This window comes from uncultured Pseudoflavonifractor sp., assembly GCA_904419835.1.
In the GTDB taxonomy this organism is placed as follows: domain Bacteria; phylum Bacillota; class Clostridia; order Oscillospirales; family Oscillospiraceae; genus Pseudoflavonifractor.
In genome coordinates, this window is the sequence record CAJFTA010000018.1 from 18,697 (window position 1) to 37,093 (window position 18,397).

The window sequence follows — 18,397 nt, forward strand, 5'->3', positions numbered from 1 at the left end:
TCCTTTTCCATCAAAGCGATACGCCCCGCACAATGGTGATGAGCTGAGCGGCGTTGAGGACCATGTGCAGCCCCACGGCGCTCCAGATGGAGCCGCCGTTGTCGTAGCACCAGCACAGGGCCAGGGACATGGGCAGGTACTCCGCCGCCAGCAGCAGGTACCGCAGGTCCACCCCGGCGGGCTGGAACATGTACCGCCACACGCAGGAGATGGCGTACACCAGGACGGTGACCACATAGGCCAGGGCCCGGCTCTCCCGCCGGAGGGCGCCGAAGAGAAGCCCCCGGAACAGGGTCTCCTCGATGAGGGGCATGAGCACCACCAGCAGCACGGTGGTGGCGGCGGGGGAGAGCTGGTACTCCTGGAGGTACTGCATGGGGATGGGGTTTTCCACCGGCATGGGCAGCAGTCCCGCCAGGAAGCCCAGCGCCAGCGCCCCCGCCAGGCCGGTGACAAAGGCGAAGCAGTTCTCGGGCAGCCAGTCCACCAGCAGGGAAAAGCCGTGGCGCAGGAAGGACCAGAACACCAGCAGGGCCAGGGCGAAGAGGAGGGCGTAGTACACTACATTGGCCTCGGCCGCCGGGGCCTCCGCGTCCCCCAGCAGCGCCCGCTGGGCCCAGGCGTTCAGGTAGGGGAACACAAAGAGGTACAGGGCGAAGAACACCCACCCCCGCCTCCGCTCCGAGGCGGTCATCTGGGGCCGCCAGCTTCTCTGTGTCACAATACGTCCCTCCTCTCTGCAAAATGGTTATAATCTCTGCTTCAGTTCGTAAATCAGGTTCATGGCCTCAATGGGGGTGAGGGTGTTGATGTCCACCATGCGCAGGCGGTCCAGCACCTCGCCGCCCCCCATGTCGGTAAGGGAGATCTGGCCGTCGTCCGCCTTGGGGGCGGCGGCAGGGACGGCACAGGGGCCCTGGCCGCTCTCCAGCTCCTCCAGAATCTCCCGGGCACGGGTGATGACCCGCTCGGGCACACCCGCCAGCCTGGCCACCTCCACGCCGTAGCTCTGGTCGGCGCCGCCCCGGACAATCTTCCGCAGGAAAATCACGTCGCCCTTGCGCTTCTTGGCGGCGATGTTGTAGTTCTTCACGCCCGGAATCTGTCCCTCCAGGCAGGTAATCTCGTGGTAGTGGGTGGCGAAGAGGGTCTTGGCCCCCAGCCGCTTCCTGTCGGCGCAGTATTCCAGCACCGCCCGGGCGATGGACATGCCGTCGTAGGTGGAGGTGCCCCGGCCAATCTCGTCCAGAATCAGCAGGGATTTGGAGGTGGCGTTCCTGAGCAGCTCGGCCACCTCGGTCATCTCCACCATGAAGGTGGACTGTCCGGCGGCCAGGTCGTCGCTGGCGCCGATGCGGGTAAACACCCGGTCCACAATGCCGATGTGGGCCGACTTTGCGGGCACAAAGGAGCCCATCTGGGCCATGAGGGCGATGAGGGCCACCTGGCGCATGTAGGTGGACTTGCCCGCCATGTTGGGGCCGGTGATGATGGCCACCAGGTTCTCCCCGCCGTCCATGTGGGCGTCGTTGGGGACGAAGAGGGAATTTTTCAGCATCTTCTCCACCACCGGGTGGCGGCCCTCCTCAATGTCCAGCCGGTCGGACAGGTCCACCACCGGCATGCAGTAGTGGTTGTCCGCCGCCACGCAGGCGAAGGAGGAGAGCACGTCCAGGGCGGCCACCGCCCGGGCGGAGCGCTGGATCTCCCGGACCCGTGCCGCCGTCTTTTCCCGTACGTCGCAGAAGAGCTGGTACTCCAGGGCAACCAAGCGGTCCTGGGCGGAGAGGATGGTGTGCTCCATGTCCTTGAGCTCCTGGGTGATGTACCGCTCGCAGTTGGCCAGGGTCTGCTTGCGGATGTAGGTGTCGGGCACTTGGTTATAGTAAGACTTGGACACCTCGATGTAGTAGCCGAATACCTTGTTGTAGCCCACTTTCAGGCTCTTGATGCCGGTCTTCTCCTTCTCCCGGGCCTCCACCTCGGCCACCATGCCCTTGCCGTTGGTCATGATGTTGCGGAGATAGTCCACGTCGGTGTTGTAGCCCGCCCGGATGAAGCCGCCTTCCCGAACGGAGAAGGGCGGGTCGTCGTCAATGGCGGAGGTGATAAGCCCCCGCAGGTCGGCCAGGTCGTCCAGCTCCTGCCGCAATGAGGGCAGCAGCCCGGCGGAGAAGGGCTCCAGCAGAGCCCGCAGGTCGGGCAGCTTCCCCAGGCCCGCCGCCAGCGCGGCCAGATCCCGGCCGCCGGCGGTGCCGTACACAATGCGGCCGATGAGCCGCTCCAGGTCGGTGATCTCCCGCAGACAGAGGACAATCTCGTCCCGGGCGATGGGGTCGTCCACCAGAGCCTTCACCGCCTCCAGCCGCCGGTTGATGGCCACAGGGGAGAGAAGGGGCTGTTCCAGCCAGGTGCGGATGAGCCGGTGGCCCATGGCGGTCCTGGTCTTGTCCAGCACCCACAGCAGGCTGCCCTTCTTCTCCTTGCCCCGCATGGTCTCGGTCAGCTCCAGGGTGCGCCGGGCGGTCAGGTCCAGCTCCATGGAGGGCCGGGCGGCGGCGGAGTGGACGGTGAGGGCGGCGATATGGGACAGGTCGGTCTTCTGGGTCTCGTAGAGGTAGGAGAGCAGGCCGCCGGCGGCCTGGACGGCCAGGGCCTCGGCGGCGTCCCCCTCCCCCGGCAGGTCGGCGATGGTGCGGGCCAGGGTCTCCCGGGCCACGTCGGGCCGGAACCGGGCCTCCCCGCCGTTCTCGCAGCGGCACTCCAGCTTCTTGGTCAGGAACTCCGTGAGGGCGGCGTCGGCAAATGCCCCATCGGACAGCACCGCCTCCCGGGGCCTGTAGGCCCCCAGGTCGTTGAACAAATGCTCGGCCCGGGCGGAATCGGTATAGGGGGTGGCGGAGAACTCGCCGGTGGACAGGTCGCACACTGCTAGGGCCGCGCCGTTGGAGTCGGCGTACACGGCGCAGATGTAGTTGTTGCGGCCCTCCTCCAGCATGGAGGCGTCCATGAGGGTGCCGGGGGTGACGATGCGGATGATGTCCCGGTCCACCAGACCCTTGGCGGTGGCGGGGTCCTCCATCTGCTCGCAGATGGCCACCTTGTACCCCTTGGCGATGAGCCGGGCAATATAGGCGTCGGCGCTGTGGTAGGGCACGCCGCACATGGGGGTGCGCTCCTCGGCGGGCTTGCTCCGGTCCCGGGAGGTGAGGGTCAGCTCCAGCTCACGGGAGGCTACCTTGGCGTCCTCATTGAACATCTCGTAGAAGTCGCCCAGCCGGAAGAAGAGCAGGCAGTCCGGGTGGAGCTCCTTCATGCGGATGTACTGGCGCATCATGGGGGTGGTTTCAGCGGGCATGGGTACGCGCTCCTTTTCTCTCTGAGAGTTTCGAAACAGCGGTGAAACCGCTGTTTCGAGCAGGCTGCAGCCCGCCGCGCGCACGCTTTGGCCCGGAAGGCCAAAGCCCACACTTGCGGGCTGAGCTGTGTTTTCCCCGACGCGCATGTCGCCGGGGAAAACCGATTGCAATTCATTCGCGCCTGCGGGCGCGAACTCTGCGAGGCTGCTTACTCCGCCAGGTCTCCAAACAGGGCCCAGGTGGAGCAGCCGGTGATGGTCAGATTCTGATAGGTGCCGATGAGCTTCTCGTCCCCGGTGAAGTGGACCAGCCGTCCGCCGGGTGTGCGGGCGGTCAGGTTGTTGCGGGGGTCGTCGCTGCGGCCGTCCACCAGGCAGCGGATGGTCTTGCCCTCATAGGCCTGGTGCTTTTTCAGGGAAATCTCGTTCTGCAGGTCCACCAGCCGCTGGAAGTTGGCCGACTTCTCCTCCTTGCTCATGGGGTCGGGCATCTTGGCGGCGGGGGTACCCTCCCGGGGGGAGTAGATGAAGGTGAACAGGGCGTCGTACTCCACCTCCCGCAGGAGGGACAGGGTGTCCTCAAACTCCTCGGTGGTCTCCCCGGGGAAGCCCACGATGATGTCGCTGGTGAGGACGATGTCGGGGATGCGGGCGCGGAGCGCCCGCACCTTCTCCAGGTATATTTCACGGGTGTAGACCCGGTTCATGGCCTTGAGCACCCGGTTGTTGCCCGCCTGGACGGGCAGGTGGATGACGGGGGCCACCTTCTCGCACTGAGCCATGGCGTCAAAGAGCTTCTCGGTGGCGTCCTTGGGGTGGCTGGTCATGAAGCGGATGAGGAAGTCGCCGGGGACGGCGTTGACCTTCCGCAGCAATTCGGCGAAGTCCATGGGCTCTGGCAGGTCTTTGCCGTAGGAGTTGACGTTCTGGCCCAGGAGGGTGATCTCCTTGTACCCGGCCTTTGCCAGCTCCTCCACCTCGGCGAGAATGACCTCCGGGTCACGGCTGCGCTCCCGGCCCCGGACATAGGGCACAATGCAGTAGGAGCAGAAGTTGTTGCACCCGTACATGATGGACACCCAGGCCTTCACCCCGTTCTGCCGCACCACCGGGATGCCCTCGGCGATGGAACCGGGGTCGTCGGCGGTCTCAAAGATGCGGCCCCGGCGGGTGAGGATGCGGTAGAGGAACTCGGGGAACCGCCACAGGGCGTGGGGGCCGAAGACCATGTCCACATGCCGGTAGGAGGTGCGGATCTTGGCCGCGTTGTGGGGCTCCTGCACCATGCAGCCGCACAGGCAGATGATCTGGTTGGGGTTTTTCCGCTTGGTGTGCACCAGGGCGCCCACGTTGCCCAGCACCCGCTGCTCGGCGTGCTCCCGGATGGCGCAGGTGTTGATGACGATGACGGCGGCCTCCTTCTCGTCCTGGGTGAAGCCGTAGCCCATCTCCTTCAGGTAGCCCCGGATGCGCTCCGAGTCGGCCTCGTTCTGCTGGCAGCCGTAGGTGTCCACAAAGGCCAGGGGGGCCTTGGCGAAGCGGGAATTGATCTCTTTGATGGCCCCGCAGTAGCCCCGCTGGCGGGCGATGTCCTCGGGGGGGATATGGGTGGTCTTTCGCTCCACGGTACTTCCTCCAAATCATAGTGTCTGAATATAGAATTATAGCATTTTCCCGCTTTAAAAACAAGGATGCGCCCTGTTTTTTTACACAGGGCGCAGAAAAGGGGAGCGCCTGCCCCATGGCAGACGCTCCCCCGTATGTGCTCCTCAGCGGATTTGCGCCGTCACCACTCCGGCGGCTGGATGCCGTACCGGATGGCCAGGTCCCGGATGTACGCCACCAGCGGCTCCGCGCCGTAGACCCGGCTGTAGGCGGTCTCAATGCAGTGAATGCCGCCGTAGTCGCCAAAGCCCTTCTCCCCCAGGGCGCAGAGCACGGACATGAACGGCCCGTTGTGGCTGGTAACCCGCACGTGGATGTACTCGTTTTCCGGCGAGGTGTGCACGCCCGCTCTCACCGGCGGGAAGTTCAGGGCGTCGTCCCCGGAAATGCGGAACATGCTCCGGCGGAACAGCAGGCCGTTGCTCAGCTCCACAATCTCCCGGGCCTCCTCCTCGGTGATCTCCAGATCATCCCCGCCCCCCAGCGACACTTCGACGAACACAGGCATCTGACCGGTGCGGACCTCCTCCTCCGTGTAGAAGGGCTCCATCCGTACCCGCTCCGGGTCGGCGGGAAAGCGGTAGGGGAAGTAGAACCAGACCAGATAGGCCGCGCACAGGACCATGCACCCGGCGGAGATGAGGCGCTTTTTCTTCTCCCCCTTGTGGAGCAGGAAATAGAGCAGGGCGATGCAGATGGCCACCACCGCGCCCATGGCGATGTAGACAATCATGGGGACGTTTTGTATCAGCGTCATGTTGCGTCTCCTCCCTCCGCTGTTGCTGCCATTTTCCCGGGGCCTTCTCTATGATTATTATATCATGTTTTCACAGCGGGCCTCAATAGCCCCGGACCCTTTTCTCTGTCCCAAAGCCGCCCCTCCGGCGTTGACGCTTCCGCTTTTCAAGGGTATAATAAATTGAAATATTGTGTTGGAAAGGCGGCGCAGCCATGAAAGCCCTGATTATAGAGAGACAGGCAGTCAAGCAGAACATCGCCGTGGTCAAAGCCCGGGCGGGCAGCGCCGCCATCTACGCCGCCCTCACCGGGGACGCGGGGGGCGCGGGCCTGGTGGACATGGCCAGGCTCCTGCGGGACGAGGGCATCGGCCGCTTTGCCGTGTCCGAGGCGGCGGACGCCGCCGCATTGCGCAAAGCGGGCTTTGTGGACGAGGAAATCCTCATGCTCCGCTCCACCGCCGACCGGGAGGAGCTGGAGCAGCTGGTGGACGTGAACGCGGTGTGCACCATCGGCTCCATTGACGCAGGTCTGGCCCTCAACGGCCTGGCCGAGAGCCGCTCCACCGTGGCCGAGGCCCACATCCAGGTGGACACCGGCCTGGGCTTCGGCGGCTTTTTGTGCGCCGAGCCGGAGAAGGTGCTCTCCGCCTACCGCAACCTGCCCAACGTGGCCATCTCGGGCATCTACACCCAGCTCCACTCGGTGAAGGCCGACGGGAAGGATGCCGCCGTCCAGATCCAGGCCTTCCAGAGCCTGCTGGAGGCCATCCGCGCCGCCGGGTTTGAGACGGGCACGGTCCACGCCGCCGGCTCCTTCGCCCTGCTCCACTACGACGACGCCCTGCTGGACGCGGTGCGGGCCGGGTCGGTGCTGCTGGGCCGGTGCCGCCGCACCAAGGGGGACGGCCTCCAGCGGGTGGGGTACGGCGAGGCCTCCCTGGAGGAGGTCCGCTGGCTCCCGGCGGGCCACACCGTGGGCGGCGAGCAGCCCGTCACCCTCAGGCGGCCCACCCGGGTGGGGGTGCTGCCGGTGGGGTACCAGAACGGCTTCGGCGTGGCCCGGGTGCGGGACCCCGGCTTCTGGGCCGCCATCCGCCGGTGGCTGCGGGGCAGGCGCCTCACCGTCCGCATCGGCGGAGAGAAGGTGAAGGTCATCGGCCGCATCGGCGCCATGGAGACCCTGCTGGACGTGACCGACATGAAGTGCTCCGCCGGGGACCTGGTCCACTTTGACATTGACCCCATGTACGCCCGGGGTTTTGTCCGGGAGTACCGCTGATTTTCAGATAAAGAGAGGATTTTGACGGCATGCGCGCGGTTGTCACCAGAGTAAAAAACGCCTCGGTGGAGATCGAGGGAAGAATCAACGGACAGATTGGCCAGGGCTTCCTGGTGCTGCTGGGGGTGGCCCCGGAGGACACCATGGCCCAGGCCGAGAAGATGGCCGACAAGGTGTGCGGCCTGCGGGTCTTTGAGGACGAAAACGGCAAGATGAACCTGAACCTGGCCGCCGTGGGCGGCAGCCTGCTGGTGGTGAGCCAGTTCACCCTGTACGCCGACACCAAGAGCCGCCGTCCCGGCTTCACCGGTGCGGCCAAGCCCGATGTGGCCATCCCCCTCTATGAGGGCTTTATGGACGCCTGCCGCGCCCGGGGCTTCCAGGTGGAGCACGGCGAATTTGGGGCGGACATGCAGGTGTTCTCGCAAAATGACGGCCCGGTCACCATTCTTTTCGACACCGACCATATGTAACACCCCATGAACGCAAGCGAGGTGCTGAACATGATTTTCAAGCAGCTTTCCGTGCCCCCCATTGGCACAAACTGTTATATTTTCGGCGATGACGCCGCCAAACTTGGCGCCATCGTGGACCCGGGCGGGGATGCCGCCGGGATTCTCGCCGCCGTGGGGGACCTGGGTCTGACGGTGTCCGCCATATTTTTGACCCACGGCCACTACGACCACGTGGGCGCCCTGCCCGAGCTGCGCAGGGCCCTGCCCGGCGTGCCGGTGTACCTCCACCCGGCGGACAGGGCGATACGGGACGGCGCCCTCATCCCCGACCCCGGCCCCACGGAGGACTATGTTGACGGGGACCGCGTCTCGGTGGGCGGGCTGACCGTGGAGGTCCTCCACACCCCCGGCCACACCCCCGGCGGCGTGAGCCTGAAGGTAGGGGACACCCTCTTCACCGGGGACACCCTGTTCCGGGGCTCCATGGGCCGCACCGACCTGCCCGGCGGCAGCTACGACCAGCTGATGGACTCCCTCAGGCGGCTTGCCGCCCTGCCGGGGGACTACAAAGTCTGCCCCGGCCACGACGCCCTCTCCACCCTGGAGACCGAGCGAAAGAGCAACTACTACATGCGGGAGGCCCTGGGCCAGTGACCCCCTCCCGCCGGAAAGGTACGCATCCATGAAACTCTATCTCACCGGCCACGATTACAAATACGCCTGCGAGCAGATCATGCTCACCCTCTTCCCCGGCCAGCGGCCCCTCTACCCGGAGGAGCCGGCAGACGAGGGGGAGGACCAGGCCCATATCACCCTCTTCCGGGGGGCGCAGTGGGCCACCGGCCGCACCGCCCTCACCTGGGAAGGGAAATCCGCCGTGGGCGCCTGCCGGGTGAAGACCGCGGGCGTCACCGGCCAGGTGGAGCTGGATCGGGCCTTGCAGAAGGCGCTGAAGCTGTCCTTCTACCGGGCTGCCGTGCAGGTGCTGGGGAAGGAGCCCCCCTGGGGGGCCCTCACCGGCGTGCGGCCGGTGAAGATCCCCACCAAGGCCCTGCTGCGGGGGGAGACTCCGGCCCGGGCCGAGGCGGTGCTGCGGGACACCTACCGCGTGACCCCGGTCCGCCGCCGCCTGGCCATGGACTGCGCCCGGGCCAGCCTGGCCGCCCTGAGCAGCCTGAAGGAGGACGAGATCTCCCTCTATGTGGGCATTCCCTTCTGCCCCACCCGCTGTGCCTACTGCTCCTTTGTGTCCGCCGACGTGGGCAAGGCCCTCAAGCTGCTGCCCCCCTACCTGGAGGCGCTGTTCCGGGAGGTGGAGGCCGCCGGGGACCTGCTGGAGCGCCAGGGCCTCCATGTCCGCACGGTGTACATCGGCGGCGGCACTCCCACCACGCTGTCGGCGGAGCAGCTCGCCGCCCTGATGGGCCACATCCGCGCCCACATCGACCTGTCCCGCTGCACCGAGTACACCGTGGAGGCCGGCCGGCCGGACACCATCACGGCGGAAAAGCTGGCCGCGCTCAAGGAGAACGGGGCCGACCGGGTGTCGGTGAACCCCCAGTCCATGCGGGATGAGGTGCTGAAGGCCATGGGCCGCTCCCACACGGCGGCGGACATCCTCCGGGCCTATGAGCTGGTGGAGGCCTCCGGCATCCCCTGCGTGAACATGGACCTCATCGCCGGCCTGCCCGAGGACAGCCGGTTGGGCTTCCGCTCCACCCTGGACCAGGTGCTCGCCATGGGTCCGGCCAACATCACCGTCCACACCCTGGCCCTGAAGAAGGGCTCCCGGCTCATGACCGAGGGGGGAAGCCTGCCCACGGCGGAGGATGTGGCTGCCATGCTGGACTACGCCTGGACCACCCTGCGGGGTGCGGGCTACGTGCCCTACTACCTGTACCGGCAGAAGTACATGTCCGGGTCCTTTGAGAACGTGGGCTGGACCAAGCCCGGGTTTGAGAACCTCTACAACATCTGCATGATGGAGGAGCTGCACACCGTGCTGGCTCTGGGCGGCGGCGGCGTCACCAAGCTGGTGGACCGGACCGCCGGGCGCATTGAGCGCATCTCCGACCCCAAGTACCCATATGAATATATCAACACCATTGACAGGATTATTGCCGACAAGGAGAAGCTGGCGGACTTTTACGCCGCCGAAAGGAGGTAGCTATGTCCTACTCTCTGCATGAGATCAACGACCGCATCCGCGCCGACGCCGCCGGGTTCCTGGCCGAGTGCGACGAGAGCTTCCACCGCCGGGTGGTCTCCGCCGCCGACACCATCGCCAAACGGGCCCAGGCGAGCCCCATTGTGCTGCTGTCCGGGCCCTCCGGCTCGGGCAAGACCACCACCGCCCTCAAGCTGGAGGAGGAGCTGGAGAAGCGGGGCATCTCCACCCACACCATCTCCATGGACAACTACTTCAAGACCATGAACCCCCGCACCGCCCCCCGGACGCCGGAGGGGGACATCGACTACGAGTCCCCCAAGTGCCTGGACATGGAGCTGCTGGGCGAGACCTTCGCCAGGCTGGCCAAAGGGGAGGAGGTCATCATCCCCAAGTTCGAGTTTGCCCGCCAGATGCGCAACGACGCCCGGGGCACCCCTCTGCGGCTGGAGAAGAACGAGATCGCCATCTTCGAGGGCATCCACGCCCTCAACGACGACATCGCCGGCCGCCACCCCCAGGCCACCAAGCTGTATATCTCCGCCCGCAGCAACGTGTGCGACGGGGACAGGGTGGTGTTCAAGGGCACCTGGATGCGGCTGACCCGCCGGGCCGTCCGGGACTACAACTTCCGGGGCACCGACATCGCCGCCACCCTGGACATGTGGGCCAACGTCCGCCGGGGGGAGAAGCTGTACATCTCCCCCTTCAAGAACAAGGCCGACGTGATCATCGACTCCTCCCTGCGCTACGAGGTCCCTGTCATGAAGCACTATGCCCTGCCCATGCTCCAGGCCGTACCGGCGGAGAACCAGCGCCGGAGCGAGCTGCTGGACCTGATCCACGCCTTCGACGCCTTTGAGGCGGTGGACCCGGCCATGGTGGCCAGGGACTCCCTGCTGCGGGAATTCATCGGCGGCGGCAGCTACAAATACCGCTGAGTAACGGCTTTTTTCCGCTGTTTTCTCATACACCAACCGAAACCGTGAAATTTTTTAAGATAAAGGAAGGATTTTTCCATGTCTGAGTGTACGCACGACTGCTCCTCCTGCGGCGAGAACTGCGGGGAGCGCACCGCGCCCCAGAGCCTGCTGGCCCCTGCCAACCCCCTGTCCAAGATCGGCAAGGTCATCGCCGTGGTCAGCGGCAAGGGCGGCGTGGGCAAGAGCCTGGTGACCTCCTCCCTGGCCGTGGCCATGCGCCGCCGGGGCAAGAAGGTGGCCATCCTGGACGCCGACATCACCGGGCCCTCCATCCCCACCGCCTTCAACCTCCACGAGCGGGCCACCGGCTCCGACCTGGGCATCAATCCCGCCGTGTCCGAGACCGGCATTGAGGTCATGAGCCTGAACCTGCTGGTGGAGCACGAGACCGACCCGGTGGTGTGGCGGGGCCCCGTCATCGCCGGCACCGTCAAGCAGTTCTGGACCGACGTGGTCTGGGGCGACGTGGACTACATGTTCGTGGACATGCCCCCCGGAACGGGCGACGTGCCCCTGACCGTGTTCCAGTCCCTGCCCGTGGACGGCATCATCGTGGTCACCTCTCCCCAGGACCTGGTGAGCATGATCGTCACCAAGGCGGTGAAGATGGCCGGCCTGATGGACATCCCCGTCCTGGGCCTGGTGGAGAATTACAGCTACTTCAAGTGCCCCGACTGCGGCAGGGAGCACGCCGTCTTCGGCGAGAGCCACATCGACCAGGTGGCCGGGGAGCTGGGGCTGAAGGTATTGGCCCGCCTGCCCATCGACCCCGCCGTGGCCGCCGCCTGTGACAAGGGTGAGATTGAGAAGTTCGAGCCCAACTATCTCATGGGCGTGGCCGAGGCCCTGGACCAGTAAGTTTTCCACATGAAGCCGCCGGAATGGGGACAAATTCCCCTTCCTCCGGAATCAAAACGCAGAGCGCCCTGCTGTGGTTTCCACAGCAGGGCGCTCTGCGCATTGAAAAACCTCCGTCGAAACGCACCCGCCTGAAGCGGGCAGTGGAGCACGAGGGGGCGGCCGCCCGCAGGCGGCCTGCAATCCCCCTCGAAAAAAGCTCACGCCTTTTTCGAAGTCTTAGAAGATATCCAGCTCCACCGGGCAGTGGTCGCTGCCCATGATCTCCGGGTGGATGACGCTGTCGTTGATTTTGTCCGCAATGGACCTTGAGACAAGAAAGTAGTCGATGCGCCACCCCGCGTTCTTCTCCCGGGCGTGGAACATGTAGCTCCACCAGGAGTAGGCCCCGGTTTTGTCGGGGTACAGGTGGCGGAAGGAGTCCACGAACCCAGCCTCCAACAGCTCCGTCAGCTTGGAGCGCTCCTCGTCGGTAAAGCCCGCGTTGCCCCGGTTGGACTTGGCGTTTTTCAGGTCGATCTCCTGGTGGGCCACGTTCAGGTCCCCGCAGTAGATCACCGGCTTTCTGCTGTCCAGCCCCAGCAGGTACTCCCGCAGGGCGTCCTCCCACTCCATGCGCCAGTCCAGGCGGGTCAGCTCCCGCTGGGCGTTGGGCACGTAGCAGTTGACCAGGTAAAAGTCCTCAAACTCCAGGGTGATGGCCCGGCCCTCCCTGTCGTGCTCCTCAGAGCCAATGCCGCAGGTCACGTTCAGGGGCTCCAGCCGGGTGAACACCGCCGTGCCGGAGTAGCCCTTCTTCTCGGCGCTGTTCCAGTACTGCTGGTAGCCGGGCAGGTCCAGCTCCGCCTGGCCGGGCTGCATCTTGGTCTCCTGAATGGAGAAGATATCCGCGTCCAGGGCGGAAAAGGCGTCCAGAAAGCCCTTCCCCAGGCAGGCCCGCAGGCCGTTTACATTCCACGATACCAGTTTCAATCCAGGTCCTCCAGAGGCTGCGCGCTGTCCCAGATCACCGGCCTGCCGTCCCGGTCCAGCAGGGGAGTGAGCCCGCCGCCGTACCCGTTGACCACCTGGAGGTAGAGCACGCCGGTGAGGGTGTCCACCAAAATGACCGTCTCCATTGCAAAGCCGCCCGCCGGGGCCTCCCGGCGGATCACCTGAAACCGCTTGTCCGTTTTTGCCATTCTCTTATTCCTCCTCGTCCCCGGTCACGATGGCCCGGAAAAAACGGCCCATCAGGGGCAGATAGGTCAGGCAGAACACCAGCCCTGCCAGCACACCGGCGCTCTTCCGGTGCTTTCGGGCGGCGCCCAGGCCGATGAGCACACCCAGGGCCCCCAGGCACAGCTTGAGCAGGGCGATGTCGGTCAGGTCCATCTTTTTCAGGTACAGGTTTCCCGCAGCAATGAGCTTTTTCATGGCTTAGCGCTCCTTTCCTTCCGCCGGGCGGAAGTATATCTGAGCTGTATTATACCACGGCCATCCGGGCCCAGTAAATCACTCCCCAGAATTTTTACCCTCTGCTCCGGGAAACGCCCGGCCCACAAGACATTGTTTTTATATAATCTGCACAATTTTTCTCATCTTTAACGGCGGCTGCTTATGAAACAATATTTCAGTTTTAGAAATTGACTTTTCAAAAGCCCAAGCGTATTTTAAATGCAAGAGCGGCAGGTGGGGACGCCCGTTTCCGCCGCAGTATGGCCGCCTCCGCCCTCCTGATCCGGGCCCGGCGGGAGGCAGGCGGCAAAGGAATAAAGCATCTGTTCCATTGGGAAGGAGCATATACAATGAAGTTGAAATACAATAAAATTTCCGCTCTTCTGCTGGCCGCCGCCCTGCTGGCCGGTACCGCCGGCTGCGCTCAGCAGCCCGCCGAAGGGGCGGGCAGCCCCGCCCCCTCGGCCCCGGTGAGCCAGTCCGTCCAGCCCTCCGCCAGCGCCCAACCCGAGGAGGAGTACGCCAGCTACTGCCTGGCCCCCACGCTCTACTCCGAAACCTTGAAGCTGGACTGGAATTATACCATCTACCTGCCCCGGGGCTATGATGACCCGGCCAACGCCGACAAGACCTATCCGGTCATCTACCTGCTCCACGGAGCCTTCGGCAACCACCGTAACCTGGTGGAGCGCTTCTCCACCCCCGAGATTATGGACAGCCTGATTGAGAGCGGCCAGATGCCCGAGGCCATTGTGGTGTTCCCCGACGGTTTCAACTCCTACTACATCGACGGACCCGCCCTGGACATGGAGTCCGCCTTCATCAACGACCTGTTCCCCCAGATCGAGTCGCTTTACCGTGCCGACACCTCCAAGGAGGGCCGGATCATCGGCGGCATCTCCATGGGCGGCTACGGCGCGGCCCGCTTTGCCCTGAAGTATCCCGAGCTCTTCTCCGCCGCCCTGCTCATCTCTCCCGCCGTGTGGGCCGAGCCCACCAAGGGCAACGACCTGTACGACAACTGGCACGTGTTCCCCGAGGGCGACGCCAACTTCTCCCAGAGCCTGTGGGAGTCCTTCTATCCCGCCTCCTACCTGGAGGACTACACCGCCAAGAACAGCCCCGTGTCCTTCTACGTCATCAGCGGCGACGCGGACACTACCGTGGACATCTCCGAGGTCCAGGGCTTCTATGATCAGCTCCTCACTGCGGCCCCTGACGCCCAGCTCTCCGTGGAGCCCGAGGGCGTCCACGCCTGGACCTTCTGGGAGCCCGCCACCACCAAGGCCCTTCAGTTTGCCGGATCCGTGCTCCAGGGCCAGGAGTAAGCGCCCCCATCGTATACAAAAAGCAGCCCCGCCGCCCGCAGCTCATGCGGACGGCGGGGCTGTTCTTCTGTTGGAAAAAGCTGTCTCAGTACTTGCGCACCACGGCCACAACCTTGCCCAGGATCTCCGCCCCCGCGCCGTCAATGGGCTGGTAGTCCGGATTCTCCGGCATGAGCCAGGGGTGCCCGTCCTTCCAGCGGAGGGTCTTGACCGTGGCCTCGTCCTCAAAGAGGGCCACCACAATCTCACCGCTGTGGGCCTCGGGCTGGCGGTGGACCACCACCAGATCTCCGGGCAGGATGCCCGCCCTCAGCATGGACTCTCCCCGCACCTTCAGGGCGAAGTGCTCACCGGCCAGTCCGCCGGTGTCAAAGGTGAGATAGTCCTCAATGCACTCCTCGGCCAGGATGGGGGATCCGGCGGCCACATTGCCCACCACGGGCACCCGATTGGCGCTGGGGTTCTCCTCCTCGGCGATGGGCCGCCCCGTGGAGCCGCTGACGGTGATGGCCCGGGTCTTGCCCTCGGCCTTGATGATAAGCCCCTTCTCCTCCAGCCCCTTCAGGTGAAAATGAACCGTGGAGGGGGACTTGAGCCCCACCGCCTCGCCAATCTCGCGGACGGACGGGGGATAGCCGTGGTCGGCCTGGAAGGACACGATATAGTCGTAAATCTGCTGCTGCTTGGGAGAGAGTATCCTCATTGTGAGCCCTCCTTGTCTGGTCTGCCGGCGGCAGGGGGCGCAGCCCCATAAAAGGGACTGTGCGCCGTGTTTTCTTTTCGTCTCGGTGTATGTCATTATACCACATGCTTTTCAAAAATGCAAACATTCGTTCTAAATTGTTTCTTCTTTTTTTCGAAATTTATGAAATAACGCAAGACAGCCGCAGCTCCCGGATTGGATTTGTTCTCCGCCGGTCTGCACACCGCCTGTGCCGCCGAAAACCAACTTCCTGCGCCGGAGGAAAACCAAGCGGCGCGGTGAAGCTTTCACCGCGCCGCTCTCAGCGTGTCGAAAAACCTCCCAGAAGGGGAAGCCTCGCAGAGTTCTGTCATCCGCAGATGACGGAATCAAATGAAAATCCGTCATTTTCGGGGACATGTGCCTCGAAAATGACACTTCTCATGAAATTTTTGCCGACAATTTCATAATTTCATCAGAAATCGAGGTGAAAATTTCATGAAGCTCCTGTCGAAAAAGTGGCGGAAGCCACTTTTTCGACAGACTGAAGCGGCGCGGTGAAGCTTTCACCGCGCCGCTCTGTTTTTCTGTTACCAGCCAAAGGGCCAGAAGATGCCGCCGCCGTTTCCGTACTGCTGCTGGTTGCTGTACTGCTGGTTCTGCTCCTCCTCAAGCTGGTCATGGAGCTCCTGGGAGGCCGCCACCCGCTCGTCGGTGCGCTCGTCAAAGGTGATGGTCAGGGTCTGGACCTGGCCGGAGCGGCTCACCGTCAGGGTGGCGGTGTCGCCGGCCCGGTAGTCGGCCAGGGCGTTCTGCAGGTCGTCGGAGGAGGTGATGTCGGCGTCGTCCAGCTTGGTGATGATGTCGCCCTCCTGGAGGCCGGCCTTGGCGGCACAGGAGTCCTCCACCACGCCCAGGACATAGGCTCCGGCGGGGGTGCCGTACCGCTGGGCCTCGCCGCTGACGCTGGTGTTGATGATGCCCATGTAGGGCTTTCCGGTGACATATCCGTACTCCATGATGTCGGTGATCATGTTCCAGACGTTGTCAATGGGGATAGCGAAGCCCACGCCCTCAACGGAGGCCTCGGTGGAGTCGCCGTTGTTGGAAAGCTTGGCGGACACGATGCCCACCACCTGGCCGTACTGGTCAAAGAGGGGGCCGCCGGAGTTGCCGGAGTTGATGGCCGTGTCGGTCTGGATATAGTTCATGCGGCGGCCGTCGCTCATGGTTACGTTCCGGTCCAGGGCGGAGACATAGCCGCCGGTGAGGGAGAAGGTCAGCTCGCCCAGGGGGTTGCCGATGGCGTAGACCTGATCGCCCACCACCAGGTTGTCGCTGCTGCCGATGACCACGGTGTCCAGGCCGGTGGCGTCCACCTTCAGCACGGCGATATCGTTCTCCTCATCGCCCCCCACCAGGGTTGCGTCGTAGCTCTTGCCGTCCACCAGGGTGACGGTGATCTTGCTGGCCTCGTCAATGACGTGGTAGTTGGTGACGATGTAGCCGTCCTGGCTGATGACAAAACCGGAGCCGGAGGCGGCGGTCTGGACCACCTGGCCGTAGACATTGGTGTTGATCTCAGTGGTAATGCCCACGGTGGCTTTGACGTAGGTGGCGTAAATCTGGGCGGCGGTCAGGGGCTCCTTGGTGGTGACGTTGGACACGCTGACCACCGTGGGGGTGCGGTCGCCCTGGTAGACGGTGGTGGTTCCCTTCACCCCGCCGGTGAGGGCCATAATTCCAGCGGCTGCGCCGCCGCCCAGCAGGGCGCACGCCAGGCAAAGGGCGGTTACCTTGGGCCAGACCCGCTTCTTCTTTTTGGAGGGGCGCACATCGTCCTCAATGCGGTAAGAGGTGGCCTCAAAGGTCTGCTGGGGCTGCTGCTCCTCGGGACGGTTTTCAGGATTGAAATTACTGTAGTACATAACTGTCGCTCCTTCTATCACGAGATGCTCTCTCGGCGGGTTTCTGACCCGTTTCCTTTTTACGGGACTAAGCATAACCGGAATTTATGTCCAAAGCGTGAAGAAAGATAAAATGAAATTTGAACTTTCACCGGCTGCCGTAATATTTTTCCCGGCGGAGCGCTTTTTTCGCTTTAGGCTTAAAAAAGTTTAAGGAATCGGCTCAGTTGTGCCATTATGTCCCCTTATTCTCCCGCTGAGTTTCAGGCGCGGGGCGGTTTTTCAGAATGGCGGCCAGGTCTCCGGCGGCCAGACGCAGGTCGGAGAGGGTCCCGTCCAGCACCCCCAGCCGGCCGATGTTGATGATCACCATGCACAGCACCGGACCCAGGATCATGCCGGCCACACCGGCAATTTTCATGCCTACATAGATGCTGATGAGGGAGAGAATGGGGGACAGGCCGGTCTGGTCGCCCACTACCTTGGGCTCGGCCCCCCGGCGGAACAGGGCGATGATGCCCCAGATGACCATCAGCTCCACCGCGTGGCGGTATTCGCCCAGGAACAGGTCGGCCACCGCCCAGGGGACCATGACGGTGCCCGAGCCCACGATTGGGATAAAGTCCAGCACCGCCAGCAGGAAGGCCAGCAGCACCGAGTAGGGCTGCCGAATGACCACAAAGCCCGCCAGCAGGATAAAGAAAATAGCCACGGACAAAATCAGCTGGGCCTTCACATAGCCGCCGAAGGCGGCCACCGCCGTGCGCTTGACGCTGCCGAAAAAGTCCCGGACGCCGGGGGAGAGGCGGCCGGTGACCATGAGGCGGAGGCGGGGATAGTCGGAGGCGATGAAGTAAGCGGCCATGACAAAGATGACCAGCCCAACCGCAAAGGAGGGAATGCTGAAGGCAAAAGAGCCCGCCGCACTGCCCACATGGCTGAGCATGTCAGGGATCATCTGGTTCAGCCAGTCCACTACCTTGTCCAGCGCGCCGGTGACCGCCTCGTTCACCTGAGCGGGCAGGCCGGAAAAAAGGCCGAAGAGAAATTCCTCCAGGCCAGCAATGGCGGGCTGAAGGCTGCCCGCCCAGATGGAGGGCCAGTTCATCACCAGGGAGGCCACCTCGCTGACAACGCTGTACACCAGCGCCGCCAGCACGCCCCCCGCCACGGTGAAAATCAGAATCAGCAGCACCAGGGACAGGGCCTTCCGGGACCCGCCGAACCGCCGCTGCACCCTGAGAATGACCGGATTGAGCACCCAGGTGAGCACCAGCGCCAGCACAAAGGGCATCAGCAGCCCCAGCAGCGGCGGTGCGCCGTACACCAGAAACAGCACCACCAGAATCGTCCCGGCCAGCCGGATGCCCAGCCGCAGCCACAGCCGCCCCCGCTCCCGCCAGGTCAGCTCTTTCCCATTCACAGCAATTCCTCCTTATGTATTTCCCGGCCCTTCCCCGCAGGAAGGGCCTCCGTGCGGCGCCCCGCCGCAGTATATGTCCCATTGTAGCACGGCGCTCCGGTGGGAACATCAAGAA

General features: G+C 64.2%; 17 protein-coding genes. 7 read left to right on the plus strand and 10 right to left on the minus strand.

Annotated features, from left to right (window positions below; all coding sequences use genetic code 11):
* Nucleotides 1-10 precede the first annotated feature (10 nt).
* The 4 genes from QZY67_RS05110 to QZY67_RS05125 form a co-directional block, all read right to left on the minus strand.
* The gene (locus QZY67_RS05110; RefSeq protein ID WP_295368852.1) at nucleotides 11-721 is read right to left on the minus strand and encodes a CPBP family intramembrane glutamic endopeptidase; all 711 of its coding nucleotides are present in this window, start codon (nucleotides 719-721) and stop codon (nucleotides 11-13) included.
* Between the two features lie 27 nt (nucleotides 722-748).
* The gene (mutS, locus tag QZY67_RS05115) at nucleotides 749-3,358 is read right to left on the minus strand and encodes a DNA mismatch repair protein MutS (protein WP_295368853.1); all 2,610 of its coding nucleotides are present in this window, start codon (nucleotides 3,356-3,358) and stop codon (nucleotides 749-751) included.
* A gap of 209 nt (nucleotides 3,359-3,567) precedes the next feature.
* On the minus strand, nucleotides 3,568-4,983 hold the full coding sequence (gene miaB / locus QZY67_RS05120; protein ID WP_295368854.1) for a tRNA (N6-isopentenyl adenosine(37)-C2)-methylthiotransferase MiaB: 1,416 nt from the start codon (nucleotides 4,981-4,983) through the stop codon (nucleotides 3,568-3,570).
* A gap of 161 nt (nucleotides 4,984-5,144) precedes the next feature.
* Complete coding sequence (locus tag QZY67_RS05125) at nucleotides 5,145-5,780, minus strand: hypothetical protein (protein ID WP_295368855.1); 636 nt, start codon at nucleotides 5,778-5,780, stop codon at nucleotides 5,145-5,147.
* Nucleotides 5,781-5,974: 194 nt separating this feature from the next.
* Here QZY67_RS05125 and QZY67_RS05130 point away from each other — a divergent pair, with 194 nt between their 5' ends.
* From QZY67_RS05130 to QZY67_RS05155, 6 genes are all read left to right on the plus strand, one after another.
* A complete protein-coding gene (locus QZY67_RS05130; protein ID WP_295368856.1) occupies nucleotides 5,975-7,042 on the plus strand; it encodes an alanine racemase in 1,068 nt (355 codons plus the stop codon).
* Between the two features lie 29 nt (nucleotides 7,043-7,071).
* Nucleotides 7,072-7,515, plus strand: a complete 444-nt coding sequence (gene dtd / locus QZY67_RS05135) for a D-aminoacyl-tRNA deacylase (RefSeq protein WP_295368857.1) — start codon at nucleotides 7,072-7,074, stop codon at nucleotides 7,513-7,515.
* Nucleotides 7,516-7,545: 30 nt separating this feature from the next.
* Nucleotides 7,546-8,151, plus strand: coding sequence for an MBL fold metallo-hydrolase (locus QZY67_RS05140; RefSeq protein WP_295368858.1), 606 nt, complete (start codon nucleotides 7,546-7,548; stop codon nucleotides 8,149-8,151).
* Nucleotides 8,152-8,179: 28 nt separating this feature from the next.
* Nucleotides 8,180-9,664: a coproporphyrinogen dehydrogenase HemZ gene (gene hemZ, locus QZY67_RS05145; protein ID WP_295368859.1), complete on the plus strand. Its 1,485-nt coding sequence runs from the start codon at nucleotides 8,180-8,182 to the stop codon at nucleotides 9,662-9,664.
* A gap of 2 nt (nucleotides 9,665-9,666) precedes the next feature.
* Entirely contained in the window at nucleotides 9,667-10,605 is a 939-nt protein-coding gene (locus tag QZY67_RS05150; protein ID WP_295368860.1) for a nucleoside kinase, read from the plus strand.
* A gap of 78 nt (nucleotides 10,606-10,683) precedes the next feature.
* On the plus strand, nucleotides 10,684-11,505 hold the full coding sequence (locus QZY67_RS05155; RefSeq protein ID WP_294536446.1) for an Mrp/NBP35 family ATP-binding protein: 822 nt from the start codon (nucleotides 10,684-10,686) through the stop codon (nucleotides 11,503-11,505).
* Between the two features lie 219 nt (nucleotides 11,506-11,724).
* Here QZY67_RS05155 and QZY67_RS05160 read toward each other — a convergent pair whose 3' ends face one another.
* From QZY67_RS05160 to QZY67_RS05170, 3 genes are read right to left on the minus strand one after another with little or no spacing between them, the layout of a single operon-like run.
* Nucleotides 11,725-12,477, minus strand: coding sequence for an exodeoxyribonuclease III (locus QZY67_RS05160; protein ID WP_295368861.1), 753 nt, complete (start codon nucleotides 12,475-12,477; stop codon nucleotides 11,725-11,727).
* Nucleotides 12,474-12,686 carry a DUF6440 family protein gene (locus tag QZY67_RS05165; RefSeq protein ID WP_295368862.1) on the minus strand — a complete coding sequence of 71 codons (213 nt, stop codon included), beginning with the start codon at nucleotides 12,684-12,686 and terminating at the stop codon, nucleotides 12,474-12,476. The genes QZY67_RS05160 and QZY67_RS05165 overlap by 4 nt, the downstream gene beginning before the upstream one ends.
* A 4-nt stretch (nucleotides 12,687-12,690) precedes the next feature.
* Nucleotides 12,691-12,921 carry a permease of phosphate ABC transporter gene (locus QZY67_RS05170; RefSeq protein ID WP_295368863.1) on the minus strand — a complete coding sequence of 77 codons (231 nt, stop codon included), beginning with the start codon at nucleotides 12,919-12,921 and terminating at the stop codon, nucleotides 12,691-12,693.
* A gap of 371 nt (nucleotides 12,922-13,292) precedes the next feature.
* Here QZY67_RS05170 and QZY67_RS05175 point away from each other — a divergent pair, with 371 nt between their 5' ends.
* The gene (locus QZY67_RS05175) at nucleotides 13,293-14,270 is read left to right on the plus strand and encodes an alpha/beta hydrolase-fold protein (protein WP_295368864.1); all 978 of its coding nucleotides are present in this window, start codon (nucleotides 13,293-13,295) and stop codon (nucleotides 14,268-14,270) included.
* An 85-nt stretch (nucleotides 14,271-14,355) separates the two neighbouring features.
* On the opposite strand, the gene lexA is transcribed toward QZY67_RS05175, so the two are convergent.
* From lexA to ytvI, 3 genes are all read right to left on the minus strand, one after another.
* Nucleotides 14,356-14,973: a transcriptional repressor LexA gene (gene lexA / locus QZY67_RS05180; protein WP_294536436.1), complete on the minus strand. Its 618-nt coding sequence runs from the start codon at nucleotides 14,971-14,973 to the stop codon at nucleotides 14,356-14,358.
* 569 nt (nucleotides 14,974-15,542) lie between these two features.
* Complete coding sequence (locus QZY67_RS05185; protein WP_295368865.1) at nucleotides 15,543-16,880, minus strand: trypsin-like peptidase domain-containing protein; 1,338 nt, start codon at nucleotides 16,878-16,880, stop codon at nucleotides 15,543-15,545.
* Nucleotides 16,881-17,094: 214 nt separating this feature from the next.
* Entirely contained in the window at nucleotides 17,095-18,282 is a 1,188-nt protein-coding gene (ytvI, locus tag QZY67_RS05190) for a sporulation integral membrane protein YtvI (RefSeq protein WP_295368866.1), read from the minus strand.
* Nucleotides 18,283-18,397 lie beyond the last annotated feature (115 nt).